Origin of the sequence: Sphingomonas sp. CFBP8993 (genome assembly GCF_034044895.1) — a bacterium.
Lineage (GTDB): Bacteria > Pseudomonadota > Alphaproteobacteria > Sphingomonadales > Sphingomonadaceae > Sphingomonas.
In genome coordinates this window covers 58,901-75,092 of the sequence record NZ_JAXCWU010000004.1, presented here as the reverse complement: position 1 = coordinate 75,092, position 16,192 = coordinate 58,901, and the positions used below count along the sequence as shown (strand labels likewise).

General features: G+C 67.7%; 12 protein-coding genes. 8 read left to right on the top strand and 4 right to left on the bottom strand.

Annotation, left to right across the window (positions count from 1 at the left end; genetic code table 11):
• Positions 1-5 precede the first annotated feature (5 nt).
• The 8 genes from SOM26_RS09235 to SOM26_RS09200 are packed head-to-tail and all read left to right on the top strand — an operon-like array spanning position 6 to position 9,981.
• A complete protein-coding gene (locus SOM26_RS09235; protein WP_320452434.1) occupies positions 6-1,808 on the top strand; it encodes an ABC transporter ATP-binding protein/permease in 1,803 nt (600 codons plus the stop codon).
• Positions 1,805-3,154, top strand: coding sequence for a TldD/PmbA family protein (locus SOM26_RS09230; RefSeq protein ID WP_320452433.1), 1,350 nt, complete (start codon positions 1,805-1,807; stop codon positions 3,152-3,154). The genes SOM26_RS09235 and SOM26_RS09230 overlap by 4 nt, the downstream gene beginning before the upstream one ends.
• Positions 3,151-4,611 (top strand): metallopeptidase TldD-related protein, encoded by a 1,461-nt coding sequence (locus SOM26_RS09225; protein WP_320452432.1) that lies wholly within the window; start codon positions 3,151-3,153, stop codon positions 4,609-4,611. Before SOM26_RS09230 ends, SOM26_RS09225 begins: the two co-directional genes overlap by 4 nt.
• 29 nt (positions 4,612-4,640) lie before the next feature.
• The gene (trxA, locus tag SOM26_RS09220; protein ID WP_320452431.1) at positions 4,641-4,964 is read left to right on the top strand and encodes a thioredoxin; all 324 of its coding nucleotides are present in this window, start codon (positions 4,641-4,643) and stop codon (positions 4,962-4,964) included.
• Positions 4,961-5,866: a hypothetical protein gene (locus tag SOM26_RS09215; RefSeq protein WP_320452430.1), complete on the top strand. Its 906-nt coding sequence runs from the start codon at positions 4,961-4,963 to the stop codon at positions 5,864-5,866. The genes trxA and SOM26_RS09215 overlap by 4 nt, the downstream gene beginning before the upstream one ends.
• A 1-nt stretch (position 5,867) precedes the next feature.
• On the top strand, positions 5,868-6,863 hold the full coding sequence (gene trxB / locus SOM26_RS09210; RefSeq protein ID WP_320452429.1) for a thioredoxin-disulfide reductase: 996 nt from the start codon (positions 5,868-5,870) through the stop codon (positions 6,861-6,863).
• Positions 6,864-6,875: 12 nt separating this feature from the next.
• Positions 6,876-8,912 (top strand): M3 family metallopeptidase, encoded by a 2,037-nt coding sequence (locus tag SOM26_RS09205; RefSeq protein ID WP_320452771.1) that lies wholly within the window; start codon positions 6,876-6,878, stop codon positions 8,910-8,912.
• Entirely contained in the window at positions 8,902-9,981 is a 1,080-nt protein-coding gene (locus tag SOM26_RS09200; RefSeq protein ID WP_320452428.1) for a PLP-dependent cysteine synthase family protein, read from the top strand. Before SOM26_RS09205 ends, SOM26_RS09200 begins: the two co-directional genes overlap by 11 nt.
• An 85-nt stretch (positions 9,982-10,066) precedes the next feature.
• On the opposite strand, the gene SOM26_RS09195 is transcribed toward SOM26_RS09200, so the two are convergent.
• The 4 genes from SOM26_RS09195 to SOM26_RS09180 form a co-directional block, all read right to left on the bottom strand.
• Positions 10,067-12,328, bottom strand: a complete 2,262-nt coding sequence (locus tag SOM26_RS09195; protein ID WP_320452770.1) for a hybrid sensor histidine kinase/response regulator — start codon at positions 12,326-12,328, stop codon at positions 10,067-10,069.
• A 71-nt stretch (positions 12,329-12,399) separates the two neighbouring features.
• Complete coding sequence (locus SOM26_RS09190) at positions 12,400-13,905, bottom strand: ATPase domain-containing protein (RefSeq protein WP_320452427.1); 1,506 nt, start codon at positions 13,903-13,905, stop codon at positions 12,400-12,402.
• A 193-nt stretch (positions 13,906-14,098) separates the two neighbouring features.
• Positions 14,099-15,472, bottom strand: a complete 1,374-nt coding sequence (locus tag SOM26_RS09185) for a sensor histidine kinase (RefSeq protein WP_320452426.1) — start codon at positions 15,470-15,472, stop codon at positions 14,099-14,101.
• Positions 15,469-16,191, bottom strand: a complete 723-nt coding sequence (locus SOM26_RS09180; RefSeq protein ID WP_320452425.1) for a response regulator — start codon at positions 16,189-16,191, stop codon at positions 15,469-15,471. Before SOM26_RS09180 ends, SOM26_RS09185 begins: the two co-directional genes overlap by 4 nt.
• Position 16,192 lies beyond the last annotated feature (1 nt).

Here is a 16,192-nt window from a genome sequence, read left to right as displayed (position 1 = left end):
GAACCATGATGCCACCCCCAGCCAATGTCGAGGAGACCCGCCGCGAGGCGGGTCTCCAGCCCGCCCAGCCCGCGCGCGAACGATGGGCCCATGCCTGGCGGCTCAGCACGCGTTACTTCGTGTCGGACGACTGGAAATGGGCGTGGTTCCTCGTCGCATGCTATTGCGTGATCGAGGTCGGCACGACCTCCGTCTTCCTGCTGTCCAATACATGGCAGCGTGAGTTCTACGATACCATCGAGCAGCGGCAGGGCGGATTGTTCCTGTCGCTGGTCGTGACGTTCATGATGATCTCGGGATTGGCGATCGGGACGCAGTTCCTGCACAATATCGTCGGCTGGACGTTGTCGATCCGCTGGCGGCGGTGGCTGAACAACTGGTATCTCGGACGCTGGTTCGCGCGCGATCGTTTCTACGAGATCGAGCGGTTGCGGATGATCGACAACCCCGACCAGCGTATCGCCGAAGACCTGCGGGCCTTCACGTCGATGGGCCTGGAATATGGCAACTCGCCGCTGAGCATCACGATCTCGATGGTGTTCAGCCTGGTGCGCGCGGTCGCCTTTGCCGCGATCCTGCTGGAAACCTCGTCGCCCATCGCGATCCCGCTGTTCGGCTATCGCATCCCGCTTCCCGGTGGCGACCTGATCTGGTTCTCGATCGCCTATGTCGTCTTCGGCACGGTCTTCATCGCCTGGATCGGCAAGCCGTTCGTCCGCCGTAAGATGCGTGAGCAGCATTACGAAGCCGATTACCGCGCCGGCCTGCTCCACGTCCGCCGCAATGGCGAACAGATCGCCTTTTCCAACGCGCGGGCGATCGAGCAGGACGGCCTCAAGAACGCCTTCGCCAATATCCGCCGCAACTTCTATCAGTTGATGCTGGCCAATGCGGGGCTGAGCGCGGGTCAGGACATCTATCAGCGGACGATGCAGGTCGTGCCGTTGTTCCTGACCGTGCCGAAATACTTCGCCGGCGCGATCACCTTCGGCCAGGTTCAGGGGGCACGCGACGCCTTCACGCAATTCGCCTCCAGCCTGTCCTTCATCGTCCAGTCCTACCCGAGCATCGCGCGGCAGGTCGCCAACATCAACCGGTTGAAGGCGCTGGACGACGCGATCGATTACGAACGCCCGCGCGGGATCGGCTTCACGCCGGGCAGCACGCCCGATGGCGTGGCGATCAGCACGACCGGGCTGATGCTGCGTCGCCCGAACGGCGAGCCCTTGCTGCAAGTGGCAGACTGGACGATCCGCCATGGCGAGCGCTGGGTGATCGAGGGGCCGTCGGGCAACGGCAAGACGACGCTGCTGCGCGCCATCGCCGGGCTGTGGCCCGATGGGGCGGGGCAGGTGGCGATGACGCGCGCGGGCACCGCGATGCTGGTGCCGCAGCGGCTGTACCTGCCGCTCGGCACGTTGAAGGCCGCGATCTGCTTCCCGGACAAGGCGGAGGATCATGACGATGCCGAGGTCGCCGCGCTGCTGAAAACGGTCCGGCTGGAAACGCATGTCGACGCGATGCACGAACTGCGCATGTGGCAGGACGAACTGTCCCCGGGCGAGCAGCAGCGCGTGGCGCTGGCGCGCATCCTGCTCCAGCGGCCCACCCTGCTGGTGCTGGACGAGGCGACGAGCGCGCTCGATGCCGACAATGCGGCCTATTTCTATCAGACGGTGCTGGCGGCGATGCCCGACTCCACGATCGTCAGCGTCGTGCACAATGACAAGCTCGCCTCCTATCACACCCACCGCCTGCAACTGCATCACGGCCATGCGACCCCGGCCCGGATCGAGGTGGAATCATGACCATGTTGCTGACCCAGACCGAGGTCGACCTGCGCGACGCGGCGCAGATGGCGGTCGAACTGGCGGGCAAGCGCGGCGCGCGCGCCCGTGCCTCCGTCCATCACGAGGGCATCGCCAAGATCGCGGTGCGCGCCGGTGAAGTCGAGACGGCCGAGCGTAGCGGCAGCCAGGGCCTGGGCCTGACCGTCTTTCACGAGGGGCGGCGCGGATCGGCCTCGACCGCCGCGTTCGACCGGGCCTCGATCGCGCGACTGGTCGAGGAGGCGATGCTGATCGCGGGCCATGTCCAGCCCGATCCCGACGCCGACATGCCCCCGGCGGAGGCTCTGGCCTTTGCGGTCACGATCCCGACGATCTATGCCGACAGCCCGCGCGGGCCCGACACGCTGCTCGACGCCGCGACCACGCTCGACGGGGTGGCGAACGGCATCGCCGCAGCGGACAGCCGGTTGCGCGCAGGCGAGTCGGTGGCGGTGGCGACCGAGGGGCTGTGGGCGCTGGCAACCAGCGACGGTTTCTGCCGCAGCGTGATGCGTTCCAACGACACGCGCTGGACGGTGATGCTGGCACAGGATGCGGGCGGCAGCATTTCCGACTTCGCCCAGTCGCAGCAGCGCCGCGTCGAAGACCTGCTCTCCGCCGAGGATCTGGCGACCCTGGCCGCCGAGCGCGCGCGCGGCTCGCTGGGGGCGAAGGCTGTCGACAGCCGCCGCTGTCCCGTGCTATTCGAGCCGCGTACCGCCGCCACCCTGGTCGGCGAGTTGGCGGGGGCGCTGACCGGCGCGGCGCAATATCGGCGTATGAGCTTCCTGCCCGATCCAATCGGACGCCGGGTGGCGGCCCCGCATCTGAGCCTGCACGAAGACCCGTTCGAGCCCCTGGGGCTGGCCAGCGGCGGCTTCGACAGCGAGGGCATCGCCGGATCGTCGCGCGCCATCCTGCGCGACGGCGTGGTCGAGGGGCTGTTCCTGTCGAGCTTCTCGGGGCGCAAGCTGGGCCTCGCCTCGACCGGCAATGCCGATGGCTATTACAATCTGCGGCTGACCAGCAGCGCGGAGGGCGGCGACTGGGACGCGATGCTGCGGAGGCTGGGCACCGGCTTGGTCGTCAGCCAGTTCCAGGGCGGCAAGACCGATCCTGCCAGCGGCAACTGGACCCAGGCGGTTCGCGGCCTGTGGGTCGAGGACGGGCGGGTGGTCCATGCGGTCAACGACGTCACGCTGGCCAGCACGATGGACGCGATGCTGAACGGCATTCGCGCGGTGGGCAGCGACGTGGAGCGGCTGGGTTCGATCCGGACGGGCGCGGTCCTGATCGACGATATGCAGGTAGGAGGCAGGGCATGAACGGCGGCGACACGGCGCTCGACCGCGCGCGGATACGGCTGCTCGGCCCGGCGGGACTGGACGAGGCGGCGATCGGCCGGGCGCTGGGCGTCCTGGCGAGCGGCGGCGCGGACATTGCCGAGCTGTATTTCGAGGCGACCAGCATGCGCAGCTGGCATCTGGAAGGTGGCCGCGTCACCCAGGGTGGTTTTTCGATGCGGCAGGGTGTCGGTGCCCGTTCGGCGCATCGCGGCCAGGTGAGCTTTGCGCACTCCGCCGACATTCGCGAGGGCGCATTGCTCGACACGGCGCGCGCGGTGCGGACGCTGGAACGGCGCGGCGCGGTGGCCAGCCACCCGCACGGCCTGGCGCTCAACCGCCGGGCGGCGGCGCATGCGCTCTATCCGGCGATCGACCCGGTCGCGGTCGAGGATGCGACCGCCTGGATCGCGATCTTGAAGCATATCGACGAACAGGCACGCACGCATGACGCGCGCATCGTGCGGGTCGATGCCAGTGTCCGCGCCACCGACACCACCATATTGGTGGCGGAGGCCGATGGCCTGCTCGCGGGTGACGTCCGGCCGATGACGATCCTGTCGATGGTCGTGATCGCCGAGCAGAATGGTCGACGCGCTCGCGGGCAGGCGGGGCTGGGGCGTCGCGCCGGGCTGGAGGGTTTTCCGACGGCCGAGGTCGACACGATGGTCGCGACCGCGGTCAACATGGCGCTGAACAATCTGGACGCCATTGCCGCGCCGGTCGGCGAGATGCCGATCGTGCTGGGGCCGGGCTATCCGGGCGTGTTGTTCCACGAGGCGGTCGGCCATGGCCTGGAGGGCGATCACCACCGCAAGCACCTGTCGGCGTTCGACGGCAAGGTCGGTGAGCGGATCGCCGCGCCCGGCGTGACGGTGATCGACGATGGCGGCCTGCCGGGTCGGCTGGGCTCGCTGGGCGTGGATGACGAGGGCAGCGCGCCCGACCGGACGGTGCTGGTCGAGGACGGGGTGCTGACCGGATTGATGCAGGACCGGCTGAACGCCGGGCTGATGAACGCGCGTTCGACCGGCAATGGCCGTCGCCAGTCCTATGCGCATCTGCCGATGCCGCGCATGACCAACACCTTCCTGGCGAACGGCACCGCCGAACCGGACGATATCATCGCCTCGATCGATCGCGGCATCTACGCCACCGAGTTCGACGGCGGGCAGGTCGATATCGTCACCGGTCGTTTCAACTTCACGACGATCCAGGCCTGGCTGGTCGAAAAGGGCCGGCTGGTGGCGCCGGTGCGCGGCGCGACGCTGATCGGCGTCGGGCACGAGGCGCTGCGCCATATCTCGATGATCGGCAACGACCTGGAACTCGACACCGGCATGGCGACCTGCGGCAAGCAGGGCCAGCAACTTCATGTCAGCGTCGGCCAGCCGACCTTGCGCATCGACCGGATGATGGTCGGCGGACAGGCCGGCTGAACCCCATTTTCCCCAGAGGATACAGTATCATGCGTAACGCGACCGAGCAGGATTTCGACGACATCGTGATGAAGAACGACAAGCCGGTGCTGGTCGACTTCTGGGCCCCCTGGTGCGCGCCATGCAAGGCGCTGGCCCCGACGCTGGACGAATTGGCGGAGGAATATGCCGACGAGATGGAGATCGTGAAGGTCGATATCGACGCCAATCCCAAGCTGGCCGAACGGTTCGAGGTGCGCGGTATCCCGCTGCTGCTGATCGTGAAGGAGGGGGCGGAAACCGCCCGCGCCTTCGGCACCATGTCGCGCAGCCGCCTCGATGCGTTCGTCGATGCGCATATCGGGGCGGAATGATGGCCGACATCGCATTCCACGGCGACCCCGCCGTCAAGGCGCAGGCGCAGGAGCGGCTGCACCGACACGTCGCGGCCGGGACCTTCGTCTATTTCCCCGCCTGGGAAAACGGCAATGCCAATGTGATCGGCGCAGTCGTCGAGGCGGACGATACGCCGCTTTATGCCCAGACGCTGGGCTATCCCGTCGCCCTGGCCGAGACCCTGCCGAAGTTCGTCAATGACGGCTTTGGCGAACGGGAAGATGCGGCGATCTTTGCCGAGGCCTGGCTGGCGCGCACGCCCGTGGGGGCGGACCTGTCACGCATCGTCTCGCAACTGGTGGTGGAGCTTCTCAGCGACGTCGAACTGGTGGAGTCCATCGGCGTTCATCCCGACCTCGAACATTGTCGCGTGGGGATCGTCGACCTGCACCGACGCGCGCTCGCTGGCGAGATGCCCGATCGCAAGGCCTGGAAGGCGCTGCGGCTGAAGGCGGTCGCGGCCACGGACGCTGTGGGCGATGCGCCGCTCGATCGCCAGGCGGGCAATGTCGTCGAGGCGGCGGCATGGCCCGGCACGATGCGCACGGTCCTGCGCGATACGCTGACCGCGCGGAGTTCGTTCGGCCTGACGCGCGCGCTCGCCGAGGTCGGGTGGACCATGGAGAAGGAAGGCCAGGTCTTCCGCATTCGCGAGCAGGCCGAAAAAGACGGCTACAAGGCCGAGTTCTCCGGCCTGGAGCGCCTGCTTGCGATCCTCGACGCCGATCATCCGGCGCTGGCGGCGGGATTTCGCACGCGGCTGGAGCGCATGGGGCAGTCGTCGGAACAGTGTCGCGCGGTCGCCTGGCGTGCGATCGAACTGATGGAGACGGCCCCCATCGTCGCATCGGTACCCAGCCCCGCGAGCGTGGAGGCCTGAGATGCAGAGCGACACCGCATCCGCGACCCGGCACAGCAAGGTCCTGATCATCGGCTCGGGCCCGGCAGGCTACACCGCCGGGGTCTATGCCGCCCGCGCCGCCCTGTCCCCGATGCTGATCGAGGGGCCACAGCCCGGCGGCCAGCTGACCATCACCACCGAGGTCGAGAACTGGCCGGGTGACGAAAGCGTGCTCGGCCCCGACCTGATGGCGCGGATGGGCGAACAGGTGCGGAAGGCAGGGGTCGCGGTCGTCAGCGACCTGATCGTCGAGGTCGACCTGACCGCCACGCCGTTCCTGGCGGTCGGCGACGGCGGCACGCATTATACCGCCGATACCATCGTCGTGGCGACCGGCGCGTCGGCGCGCTGGCTGGGGCTGGACAGCGAGACCGAGTATCGCGGGCGCGGCGTATCGGCCTGTGCGACATGCGACGGCTTCTTCTATCGCGGCCGGGTTTGCGCGGTCGTCGGCGGTGGCAACACCGCGGTCGAGGAGGCGCTGTACCTCACCAACTTCGCCGAGAAGGTCTATCTGATCCATCGCCGCGACAGCTTGCGCGCCGACCGCACCAACCAGGCGCGGCTCCATGCCAATCCGAAGATCCAGATGATCTGGAACGCCGAGGTGGCCGAGGTACTGGGCGACGCCAGTGGCGTGACGGCGGTGACGCTGCGCGATACCCGCAACGGCGACGAGACGGAGCTGGGGGTTCACGGCCTGTTCGTCGCGATCGGCCATGACCCGGCGACGTCGCTGTTCAAGGGCCAGCTCGCGATGGACGACGAGGGCTATATTCTGGTGCAGCCGGGCTCGACCGCGACCAGCGTGCCGGGCGTATTCGCGGCGGGCGATGTGCAGGACAAGCTGTTCCGCCAGGCCGTCACCTCGGCGGGCATGGGCTGCATGGCCGCGTTGGAGGCCGAACGCTATCTGGCCGGCCACAACACCCATGCGATCGCGGCCGAAGGCGCCGACGCCGACCTGCTGGTTTGAAGGGAAGACATGATGACGAACCCCTTGCTCGATACGCTGGATCTGCCTCGCTTCGGCGAGATCGAACCTGATCACATCGCGCCCGCGCTCGACCGGGTGATCGCCGATCATCAGGCCGTCGTGGCAAGGATCGTCGAAACCCGCCCGACCGACTTCGATACGGCCTGGATGCCGCTGGAGCGTGCGGACACGGCCATTTCCGCCGTCTGGTCGGCGGTGTCGCATCTGCACGGCGTCGCCGACACGCCCGACCTGCGCGCGGCCTTCGCCGCCGGGCAGAAGCGGCTGGTCGAGAACCATCTGAACGTCATGCAGAACCAGGCACTGTACGAGGTGCTGGTCGCTTTGACCGAAACCCCGGCGTTCGCCGCCCGGTCGGATGCCGACCGCATGGCGGTCACGCACATGGTCCGCAATTTCGCGCTGTCTGGCGTCGCGCTGGCGACCGAGGAGCGCGAGCGTTTCGCCGCATTGTCGGTCGAGCTGTCGCAACTGTCGACCACCTTCGGCAATGCGGTGCTCGACGCGACCGATGCCTGGTCCGAGCATGTCGAGGACGAAGGCCTGCTCGCGGGCCTGTCCGAGGCGGACAAGGCGATGTTCACCGATGCGGCCCGCGCCAAGGGGCTGACCGGCTGGCTGGTCACGCTTCAGATGCCCAGCGTCAACGCGGTCATGACCTTCGCCGAGGATCGGGCCTTGCGCGAACGGGTCTATACCGCATCGGGTACGCGCGCGTCGGACCAGGGCCCCGATGCGGGCCGGTTCGACAATAGCGGCCGGATCGCCGACATCCTCGACCGGCGGCGCGCGGCGGCGCGGCTGCTGGGCTTTGCCTCCCCCGTCGAATGGTCGCTCGCCACCAAGATGGCGCCGGACGCGGGCGAGGTGATCCGCTTCCTGCGCGATCTGGCGACGCGCGCGAAACCGGCGGCGCAGGAAGAGGTGGACTCGCTGGCCGACTATGCCGCCGGGCATCTGGGCCTGACCGACCTGAAGCCCTGGGACGTGACCTATGTCGCCGAGCGGCTGCGCCAGGCGCGCTACGCCGTGGACGAGCAGCAGGTTCGCGCCCATTTCCCGGTCGAGCGGGTCGTGGCCGGGTGGCAGCGGCTGCTCGACCGGCTGTTCGGCATCCGCCTGGTCGCGCGGCCCGACATTGCCGTCTATCACCCGGACGCCTGCTATTATGACGTGGCGGGCGAGGATGGCGCGGTCTTCGCGGGCGTCTATGTCGACCTTCATGCGCGTCCCGGCAAACGCGGCGGGGCGTGGATGGCGCAGGCGCGGCCGCGGCTGGACGACGGCAATGTCCAGCGCGTGCCGGTGGCCTATCTGGTCTGCAATTTCGCGCCGAACACCGACGCCCACCCCTCGCTGCTCAGCCACAAGGAGGTCGTGACCTTCCTGCACGAGACCGGGCACTGTCTGCATCACCTGTTCACCCGGGTCGACCGGCCCAATATCGCGGGCACCAACGGGTTCGAATGGGATGCGATCGAACTCCCCAGCCAGTTGATGGAGGATTTCGCCTGGGACCGCGATGTCCTGCGCGACATGTCGGGTCATTACCAGACGGGCGCGCCCTTGCCCGACGCTTTGTTCGACAAGCTGATGGCGGCGCGCCATTTCCTGTCGGGCATGTTCATCGTCCGCCAGGTCGAGTTCGCGTTGTTCGACCTGCTCCTGTACATGGGCACGATGGGCAGCGACCCGATGGAGGTGATCGAAGCGGTCCGCGACGAGGTGGCGGTGGTCCGCCCGCCATCGTGGCACCGTTTCCCGCATGGCTTCACCCATATCTTCGCGGGTGGCTATGCCTCGGGCTATTACAGCTATCTCTGGGCCGAGGTGCTGGCGGCGGACGGTTTCCAGTGTTTTGCCCAGGCAGGCCTGGTCGATCGCTTCACCGCCACCAGGTTCCGCGACGAAGTGCTGGCGCGCGGGGCGAGCCGTCCGGCGGCCGACAGCTTCCGGGCGTTTCGCGGGCGTGATGCCGACCCGGCCGCGATGCTGCTGCGCCATGGGCTGGCCGTCGATGTCCGCTGACCCCACCATGGCCGCCGTCCGCGCCTGGCGGACCGACGCGATCCGGCGGATCGAGGCGGACTATAACCGCTCGGCCGACACGCACCTGATCCGGCTCGATCTGCCGCGCTATCCGGGGATCACGCTGTACCTGAAAGACGAGAGCAGCCATCCCACCGGCAGCCTGAAGCACCGGCTGGCGCGCTCGCTGTTCCTCTATGCGCTGTGCAATGGCTGGATCGGCCCCGACACCTGTATCATCGAGGCGTCATCGGGATCGACGGCGGTCAGCGAGGCCTATTTCGCCCGGATGCTGGGCTTGCGCTTCATCGCGGTCGTGCCCGCGACCACGGCCGCGCCCAAGCTCGACGCCATCCGTTTCCATGGCGGCGAGATCCACGCGGTGGACGACCCCCGCACCGTCTATGACGTCGCGCATCGCCTGGCGGCCGAGACGGGCGGCCATTATATCGACCAGTTCACCTATGCCGAGCGGGCGACCGATTGGCGCGGCAACAACAATATCGCCGAGAGTATCTTCGCCCAGATGGCGGACGAGGAGCATCCCATTCCCGCCTGGATCGTCTGCGGCGCGGGGACGGGGGGCACGTCGGCGACCATCGGCCGCTATATCGGGTATCAGCGTCACGCGACCCGGCTGTGCGTCGCCGATCCGGTCCATTCGGTCTTCCATCGCCATTTCGGCGATCGCACGGTGACATCGCTGCCCGATGGCTGCGCCAGCCGGATCGAGGGGATCGGCCGTCCGCGCGTCGAGCCCAGCTTCATCCCATCCGTGATCGACCGGATGATCGCGGTGGAGGACGCCGCCAGCATCGGCGCGATGCGCGCGCTGTCTACCCGGCTGGGGCGTCGCGTCGGCGGGTCGACCGGCACCAACCTGATCGCCTGCGCGCAACTGATCGAAGAGATGGCGGCGGCGGGCGAGCGCGGGTCGGTCGTCACCCTGCTATGCGATGGGGGGGAACGCTATGGCTGCACCTATTATGACGACAACTGGCTGGCCGAGCGCGACGTCGACTGGCAGGCGAGCCAGCCGGGCGTCGAGCGCCTGTTGTCGTTGACCTGACGCTGCCCGGCGGACCGCCAAAGGCTTTGCGGTGCCCGCAGGTGGCATAGGGCGGACACGGATCGACGTCGTTGCCTCTACGGCCTCACTTCACGATTTCGGAGAGCGTTTCGGCCAGTTCGCTGCTCCGGAACGGCTTGGTGATCCGGGGCACGGTCGGGTCAATGCCCTCGGCTTCCGCATAGCCCGACACGATCAGGGCGGGCAGCGCGGGCTGGATCGCCTTTACCGTCTCGACGAGCTGGGCCCCGGTCATCCCCGGCATCAGGTGATCGGTGACGAGAAGGTTCGGGGCCAGCCCATCCTCGATCATCCGAAGGGCGGCCTCGCCCGAATGCGCCTCGACCACGTCATAGCCGAATTCGGACAGCATATGCGCGGTGCTCATGCGCACCAGATCCTCGTCATCGACCAGCAGAGCCACGCCGCGCGCGTCGTGATGCTCGATCGCCTGAGCCGAACGCTGCTCGATCTCGGGCAGGTCGTTGCCGACGCGCAGCCAGAGCGCGATGATCGTCCCCTGGCCGACTTCGCTGTCGATGGTCAGCGCACCGCCCAGCTGGGCCGCCAGTCCGTGCACCATCGACAGACCCAGCCCGGTCCCCTTGCCGATCCCCTTGGTCGAGAAGAAGGGCTCGACCGCGCGGGCGCGGGTCTTCTCGTCCATGCCGATGCCGGTATCCCGCACGCTGACCCGAATATAGTGACCACGCGCCAGACCCGGACGCGGCTCCAGGATGGACTCGCGCGTCACCGCGATGGTCAGCGTGCCGCCCTCGGGCATGGCATCGCGCGCATTCACCGCCAGGTTGAGCAGCGCCATTTCCAGCTGGTTGGGGTCCGCCTTGGCCAGCGGCAGATCGGATGCCGCGTCCAGGTTCAAGGCGATGGTCGGTCCCAGCGTCGATCCGATCAGGTCGCGCATCCCCTGCACCAGCAGCGGCACATCGACCGCGATCGCCTGAAGCGGCTGGCGACGGGCGAACGCCAGCAGGCGCTGGACCAACGTCCGGGCGCGCTCGGCGGACTGTAGCGCACCGTCGATCAGCCGCCGCTCGCGGTCGGAGCCCAGCCCCTTGCGGTGCAGCAGGTCGAGCGATCCGACGATCGGGGTCAGCAGGTTGTTGAAGTCATGCGCGACGCCGCCGGTCAGGCTGCCCATCGCCTCCATCTTCTGGCTTTGTCGCAGGGCTTCCTGCGCGGTCTGGAGTTCGGCCTCGCGTGCCTTGGCATGGCTCAGGTCGCGTCCCACCGCGATGAAATTGACGCCGTCGGGCTCCGGCGCGACCGTCCACTCGATCCATTTCCAGTCGCCGTCACGGGTGGCGATCCTGTTCTCGAACCGTGTCGGCCGTGCCGTGCGCGCCATGGCCTCGATCGCGGCGAGGGTGGGGGCCGTGTCATCGGGGTGCATGAATGAGGCATAGCCGCGTGACAGTAATTCCTCGGTGGTCCAGCCGAGCACCCAGTTCCAGGCCGGGCTGACCGCGGACATCATCCCGGTATAATCGGCGCGGGCGAGCATGTCCTGCGACAGGTTCCACAGCCGGTCGCGCTCCGCCGAGCGCGCGGCGACCTGCGCCTCCAGCGTTTCGTTCATCTCCTTCAGACGCAGCTCGACGTTGCGACGCGCGGTGATGTCGTTGAACAGCACCGCGATGCGGCGGCTGGCGGCATCGCCCACGCGAAAGGCATGGACATCCCACCATCGCCTCAACGCGGCGGAGCCTTCCTCCACCCGGTCAGGGATACCCGTCGTCGCGATCCTGCCATAGAAATCGAACCAATGCTGTTCGTGATGGGGCACGACCTCACGGATCCGGCGGCCGGCGGGCTCGAAACCGGCCTGTTTCTCGAAGGCGGGATTGGCCTCGACGAAGCGATAGTCGACCGGATGCCCCGCCTCGTCGAAGATCATGTCGATGATGCAAAAGCCGACCTCGATATTCTCGAACAGCGTTCGGTAGCGCGCCTCGCTGTCCTGCAACGCGATCAGGCGGGCGCGTGCGTCATATTGGCGGCGACGCGCCCGGACGGCCGAGCGCACGATGCTGATCAGCGTGGTCGGATGAAAGGGGCGTTCCAGGAAGGTGACGTTGCCCAGCACCTCGAGATGGCGCGCCGCAGCCGGATTGCGCTCCAGCCCGCCGCCATGGCGGGTCAGCAGGATGAACGGCAGGTCGGACCATTCCTCCTGGCTGCCGAGCCAATCCGACAGGCCGGACAGGTCGGCGGTCGCGATCGCTTCCTCGGTGACGACGACAAGCGCCGCGCCCTGGTCGAGTTCGGCGACCAGATGCGGCAGGGACGGGCAGATCGCAGTTTCGAGATGCGCCTCGGCCAGCATCGCGCTCGCCAATACCGCATCGCGTCCGCGCGGTGCCAGGACCAGGGCACGTTCCGAAACGGTCGTCCGCTTCACGCCCCGTCACCGTCCGAAAAATCGTCACCATTCAGCAGATCGTTCGTACCATGCAGCGTCGGCACCCCGCGCAGCACCCCCTGGAACTTGATCAGCGGCTCGCCGAGCGTGATCCCTTTGCCGCCGATCCGGTATTCGCGGATTGTGTTTTCGTGCGGGCCAGTGCGCTTCTTGACGATCGAAATGGCGCGGCGCACCCGGCCGAGCGCCTCGAAATAGCGAAGCAGGATCACCGTATCCGCCAGATAGGTCACGTCGACCGGCGTCTTCATGTCGCCGACCAGCCCGTGCTGCGCGACCGTCAGGAACGTCGTCGCGCCCTGGCGATTGAGATATTGCAGCAGCTCGTGCAGGTGAAGGATCAGCGCCTGCTCGCCCGGCATCGCGGCCTGATAGCCGTTGAGGCTGTCTACCACGACCGTCCTGGCGCCATATTCCTCGACCGACCTCCGCACGCGGGAGGAAAATTCGCCGGGCGACAGTTCGGCGGCGTCCACCTGTTGCAGCAGCAGCTTGCCGTCGTCGATCATCGCCTGAAGGTCGATGCCGATCCCCAGCGCGCGCTCGATCAACAGCCCGACCTCCTCGTCGAACACGAACATCGCGGCACTTTCGCCGCGCGCCACCGCCGTCTGGATGAAGGTGAGCGCGATCGAGCTCTTGCCCGTACCCGCCGGGCCCAGCACCAGGACGCTCGACCCGCGCTCGATCCCGCCGCCGAGCAACTGATTCAGCTCGGTGGACTGGGTGGTCAGCACGTCGCGGTCGAAGCTGGTCCGATGTTCGGCGGACACCAGGCGTGGAAAGACGTGGATGCCGCCCGTTTCTATCGTCGTGTCGTGATAACCGCCACGGAACCGGCGCCCCCGATACTTGACGACGCGAAGCCGCCGCCGCTCGGCCCCATATTCGGGGGCGAGCTCTTCCAGCCGGATGACGCCGTGCGCCACCGAATGCACCGTCTTGTCGTTGGTGTCGGTGGTCAGGTCGTCGAGCATCAGCACCGTCGTCCGGCTCTTGGCGAAATAATGTTTGAGCGCCAGGATCTGCCGCCGATAGCGCAGCGAGCTCTGCGCGAGCAGCCGGATCTCGGACAGGCTGTCGATGACGAGGCGGTGGGGCTTCACCCGCTCGAACGCCTCGAAGATGCGCTTGGTGGTTTCGCCCAGTTCCAGGTCGGACGAATAGAGCAGGCTCTGCTGCTGGTCGTCGTCGAGCAGGTTTTCCGGCGGGATCAGTTCATAGACCTCGACCCCGGTCAGGTTCCAGCCATGGGCCGTCGCGGTGGTGCGCAATTCGTCCTCGGTCTCCGACAGCGTGACGTACAGGCACCGCTCGCCCGCCGCCGCGCCGGTCATCAGGAACTGGAGCGCGATGGTCGTCTTGCCCGTGCCCGGGCTCCCCTCCAGCAGGAATGTCCGCGCCCGTTCGAGGCCGCCCCTGAGCACATCGTCCAGTCCACGCGTGCCGGTCAGGGCGTCGTCCGTCGCGAAAGAAGGCAATCCATTTCTCCTAGATGCCGTCGTAGATCCGGCGTTTGCGGCCCCGTACCTTATCATGACGGTCTGCGCCCGTTCTTATCCGCAATCCAGACAAGAAACATGTCGGGGTCGAGTAGGTTCATCGATGACAGCGTCAGAAGGGCGATGCGCCGATAGGGTAATCAGATTCAGGCTCCGGGAGGGGGCCGGAAGGTCAAGCCGAGGGAAGCCGCAGGGTTGCGATCGTCCCGCCGCCCGGAGCATCGGCCAAGGTGAACTCACCGCGATGCCGGGCCACGAAATCGCGGACGATGCTGAGGCCGAGGCCCACGCCGCCGGTGTCGCGGTTGCGAGAGGCGTCGCCGCGCTCGAACGGCCGCAACAGGCGTTCACGGTCCGCCGCAGGGATGCCGGGGCCGTCGTCCGCGATCGAAATGGCAATGGTGGCCTCGTCGTTGCGCACCGCAATCGTGCCACCCCCCGCATAGTCAATCGCGTTGCGCACGAGATTTTCGACCGCTCGGCGAAATGCGGGTTCGGCCACCAGGATCTGGGCATCGTCACCCGGCAGGAGCCGGACTGCTGCCTTGTCCCCGGCCATCTCCTCGACGATCGCCGCGAGCAGCGGTCGAACGTCCAGCACGTCCGCCGGTGTCGCGGCTTCCCGCGCAAACGCAAGCACCTCGCCGATCATCGCCTGCATCCGCTCAATATCGGCGACCATGCGCGCGCGCTGCGGCTCGGGTGTCGCTTCGATCCGCAGGCGCAGACCGGTCAACGGGGTGCGCAGGTCGTGGGCGATCGCGGTCAGCATCCGTGCGCGTTCGGTCGCCTCGATGGCCAGCCGGTTGCGCATCGCGCCAATCGCCGCGGCCGCATCGCGCAGTTCACGCGGCCCCTCCTGCGGAACCGCCTCCACGGTGTCGTCGTCGAGCGCACCGGCAAGCGCGCGAAACGGGCGGGTAAGCCGTCTGGCGAAGAACCATGCGATAGGCGCGAGCAGCAACAGGCTGACGGCCAGTGCGATCAGGATGTTGCGCTGCCACCCACCGAGAAACGGTCGGGCCGGCTCCACGCTCAGCCATCGGCCATCCGACTGGCGGACGCTTGCCGTGAAGCCGGTCATCGGCAAGTCGATCAGCGCCTTGCGGACCGCACCGCTGGCGGCACCGGGCGGGACCATCTCGAAACGGCCGCGCGCCCGTCGCAGCAAGACGAACGAGGGTGGAAGAGCCCTGGCACCGGGGGGCAGCATCGTGCTGACGGTTGCCTTCCCGACATGCACGCCGATCCGTTCTGTCCTGCCCGGCCATGTCACCTGTACATCCCTGGCTCGGCGACCCAGTTCGGCTGCGATCAGTCCTTCCAGCATCATCAGGCGTGCGCCGTGCGGGGGCTCGGCGACAAGGCGACGCTCGAAACCCGGCTTGGGCGCCCGCAATGCCGCGACCGCTTCCCCCACGCTGATCCGTTGCACCGGTGGCTGGGGCGCGAGGATGACGATCGCCGCCGTGGTCGCGACGCTCAACGTCGCAACGGCGATGCCGAAGCCGCCGATCGACACCAGCGCGCTGGGCGCGCGCTTCATGCCGGATGGACCGATGGCAGGAAGCGATATCCGACGCCGCGCACCGTCTCGATCAGCGGGGCAGGATGCGCCTCGGCAAGCTTGCGGCGCAGGCGGCTGACGGCGATGTCGATGGCTCGGTCATAGGATGCCGTGTCCAGGCCACGCGCCAGGTCGAGTAGGGCATCGCGGGTCAGAATCCGCCCGGGTCGCCGGACAAAGGCGGCAAGAAGCGCATGTTCGCCCTCGCTGAGCGAGAGTAGGCGCCCGGCGGGGTCGCGCAACCGTCGTTGCTCGATGTCGAACCACCATCCGGCGAAAGCCATCCCGCCGTGCGTGCGCTCGCTGTCGACCCGTTCCACCCCGGGGCGGCGCAAAAGCGCACGCACCCGCGCCAGCAATTCGCGCGGCTCGAACGGTTTGGTCAGATAGTCCCAGGCGCCGACCTCCAGCCCGACGATGCGGTCGGTCACGGCGTCGAGCGCGCTGAGCATCAGGATCGGCGTGCCGGCGGGCGCAAGACGGCGGCACAGGGAAAGCCCGTCCTCGCCCGGCATCATCACGTCCAGCACGATCAGGTCGGCCGTCGCACGCAACAGTTCGCGCTCGCACGCCGCCGCGTTGCCCACGGCGCGGACCGTATAGCCATGCCCGCCCAGGAAATCGGCGAGCGCATCGCGGATGCTGGCATCGTCGTCGACGATAAGGATCGTGCTGGCTGCTATCGTGTCGGCTTCCATG

Coding starts and splice junctions, on each gene's coding strand:
- SOM26_RS09235 (WP_320452434.1), top strand. CDS start 6: ATGATGCCACCCCCAGCCAATGTCGAGGAGACCCGCCGCGAGGCGGGT.
- SOM26_RS09215 (WP_320452430.1), top strand. CDS start 4,961: ATGATGGCCGACATCGCATTCCACGGCGACCCCGCCGTCAAGGCGCAG.
- SOM26_RS09205 (WP_320452771.1), top strand. CDS start 6,876: ATGACGAACCCCTTGCTCGATACGCTGGATCTGCCTCGCTTCGGCGAG.
- SOM26_RS09195 (WP_320452770.1), bottom strand. CDS start 12,328: ATGCTGGCCGAGGCGCATCTCGAAACTGCGATCTGCCCGTCCCTGCCG.
- trxB (WP_320452429.1), top strand. CDS start 5,868: ATGCAGAGCGACACCGCATCCGCGACCCGGCACAGCAAGGTCCTGATC.
- SOM26_RS09180 (WP_320452425.1), bottom strand. CDS start 16,191: ATGGAAGCCGACACGATAGCAGCCAGCACGATCCTTATCGTCGACGAC.
- SOM26_RS09230 (WP_320452433.1), top strand. CDS start 1,805: ATGACCATGTTGCTGACCCAGACCGAGGTCGACCTGCGCGACGCGGCG.
- trxA (WP_320452431.1), top strand. CDS start 4,641: ATGCGTAACGCGACCGAGCAGGATTTCGACGACATCGTGATGAAGAAC.
- SOM26_RS09185 (WP_320452426.1), bottom strand. CDS start 15,472: ATGAAGCGCGCGCCCAGCGCGCTGGTGTCGATCGGCGGCTTCGGCATC.
- SOM26_RS09200 (WP_320452428.1), top strand. CDS start 8,902: ATGTCCGCTGACCCCACCATGGCCGCCGTCCGCGCCTGGCGGACCGAC.
- SOM26_RS09225 (WP_320452432.1), top strand. CDS start 3,151: ATGAACGGCGGCGACACGGCGCTCGACCGCGCGCGGATACGGCTGCTC.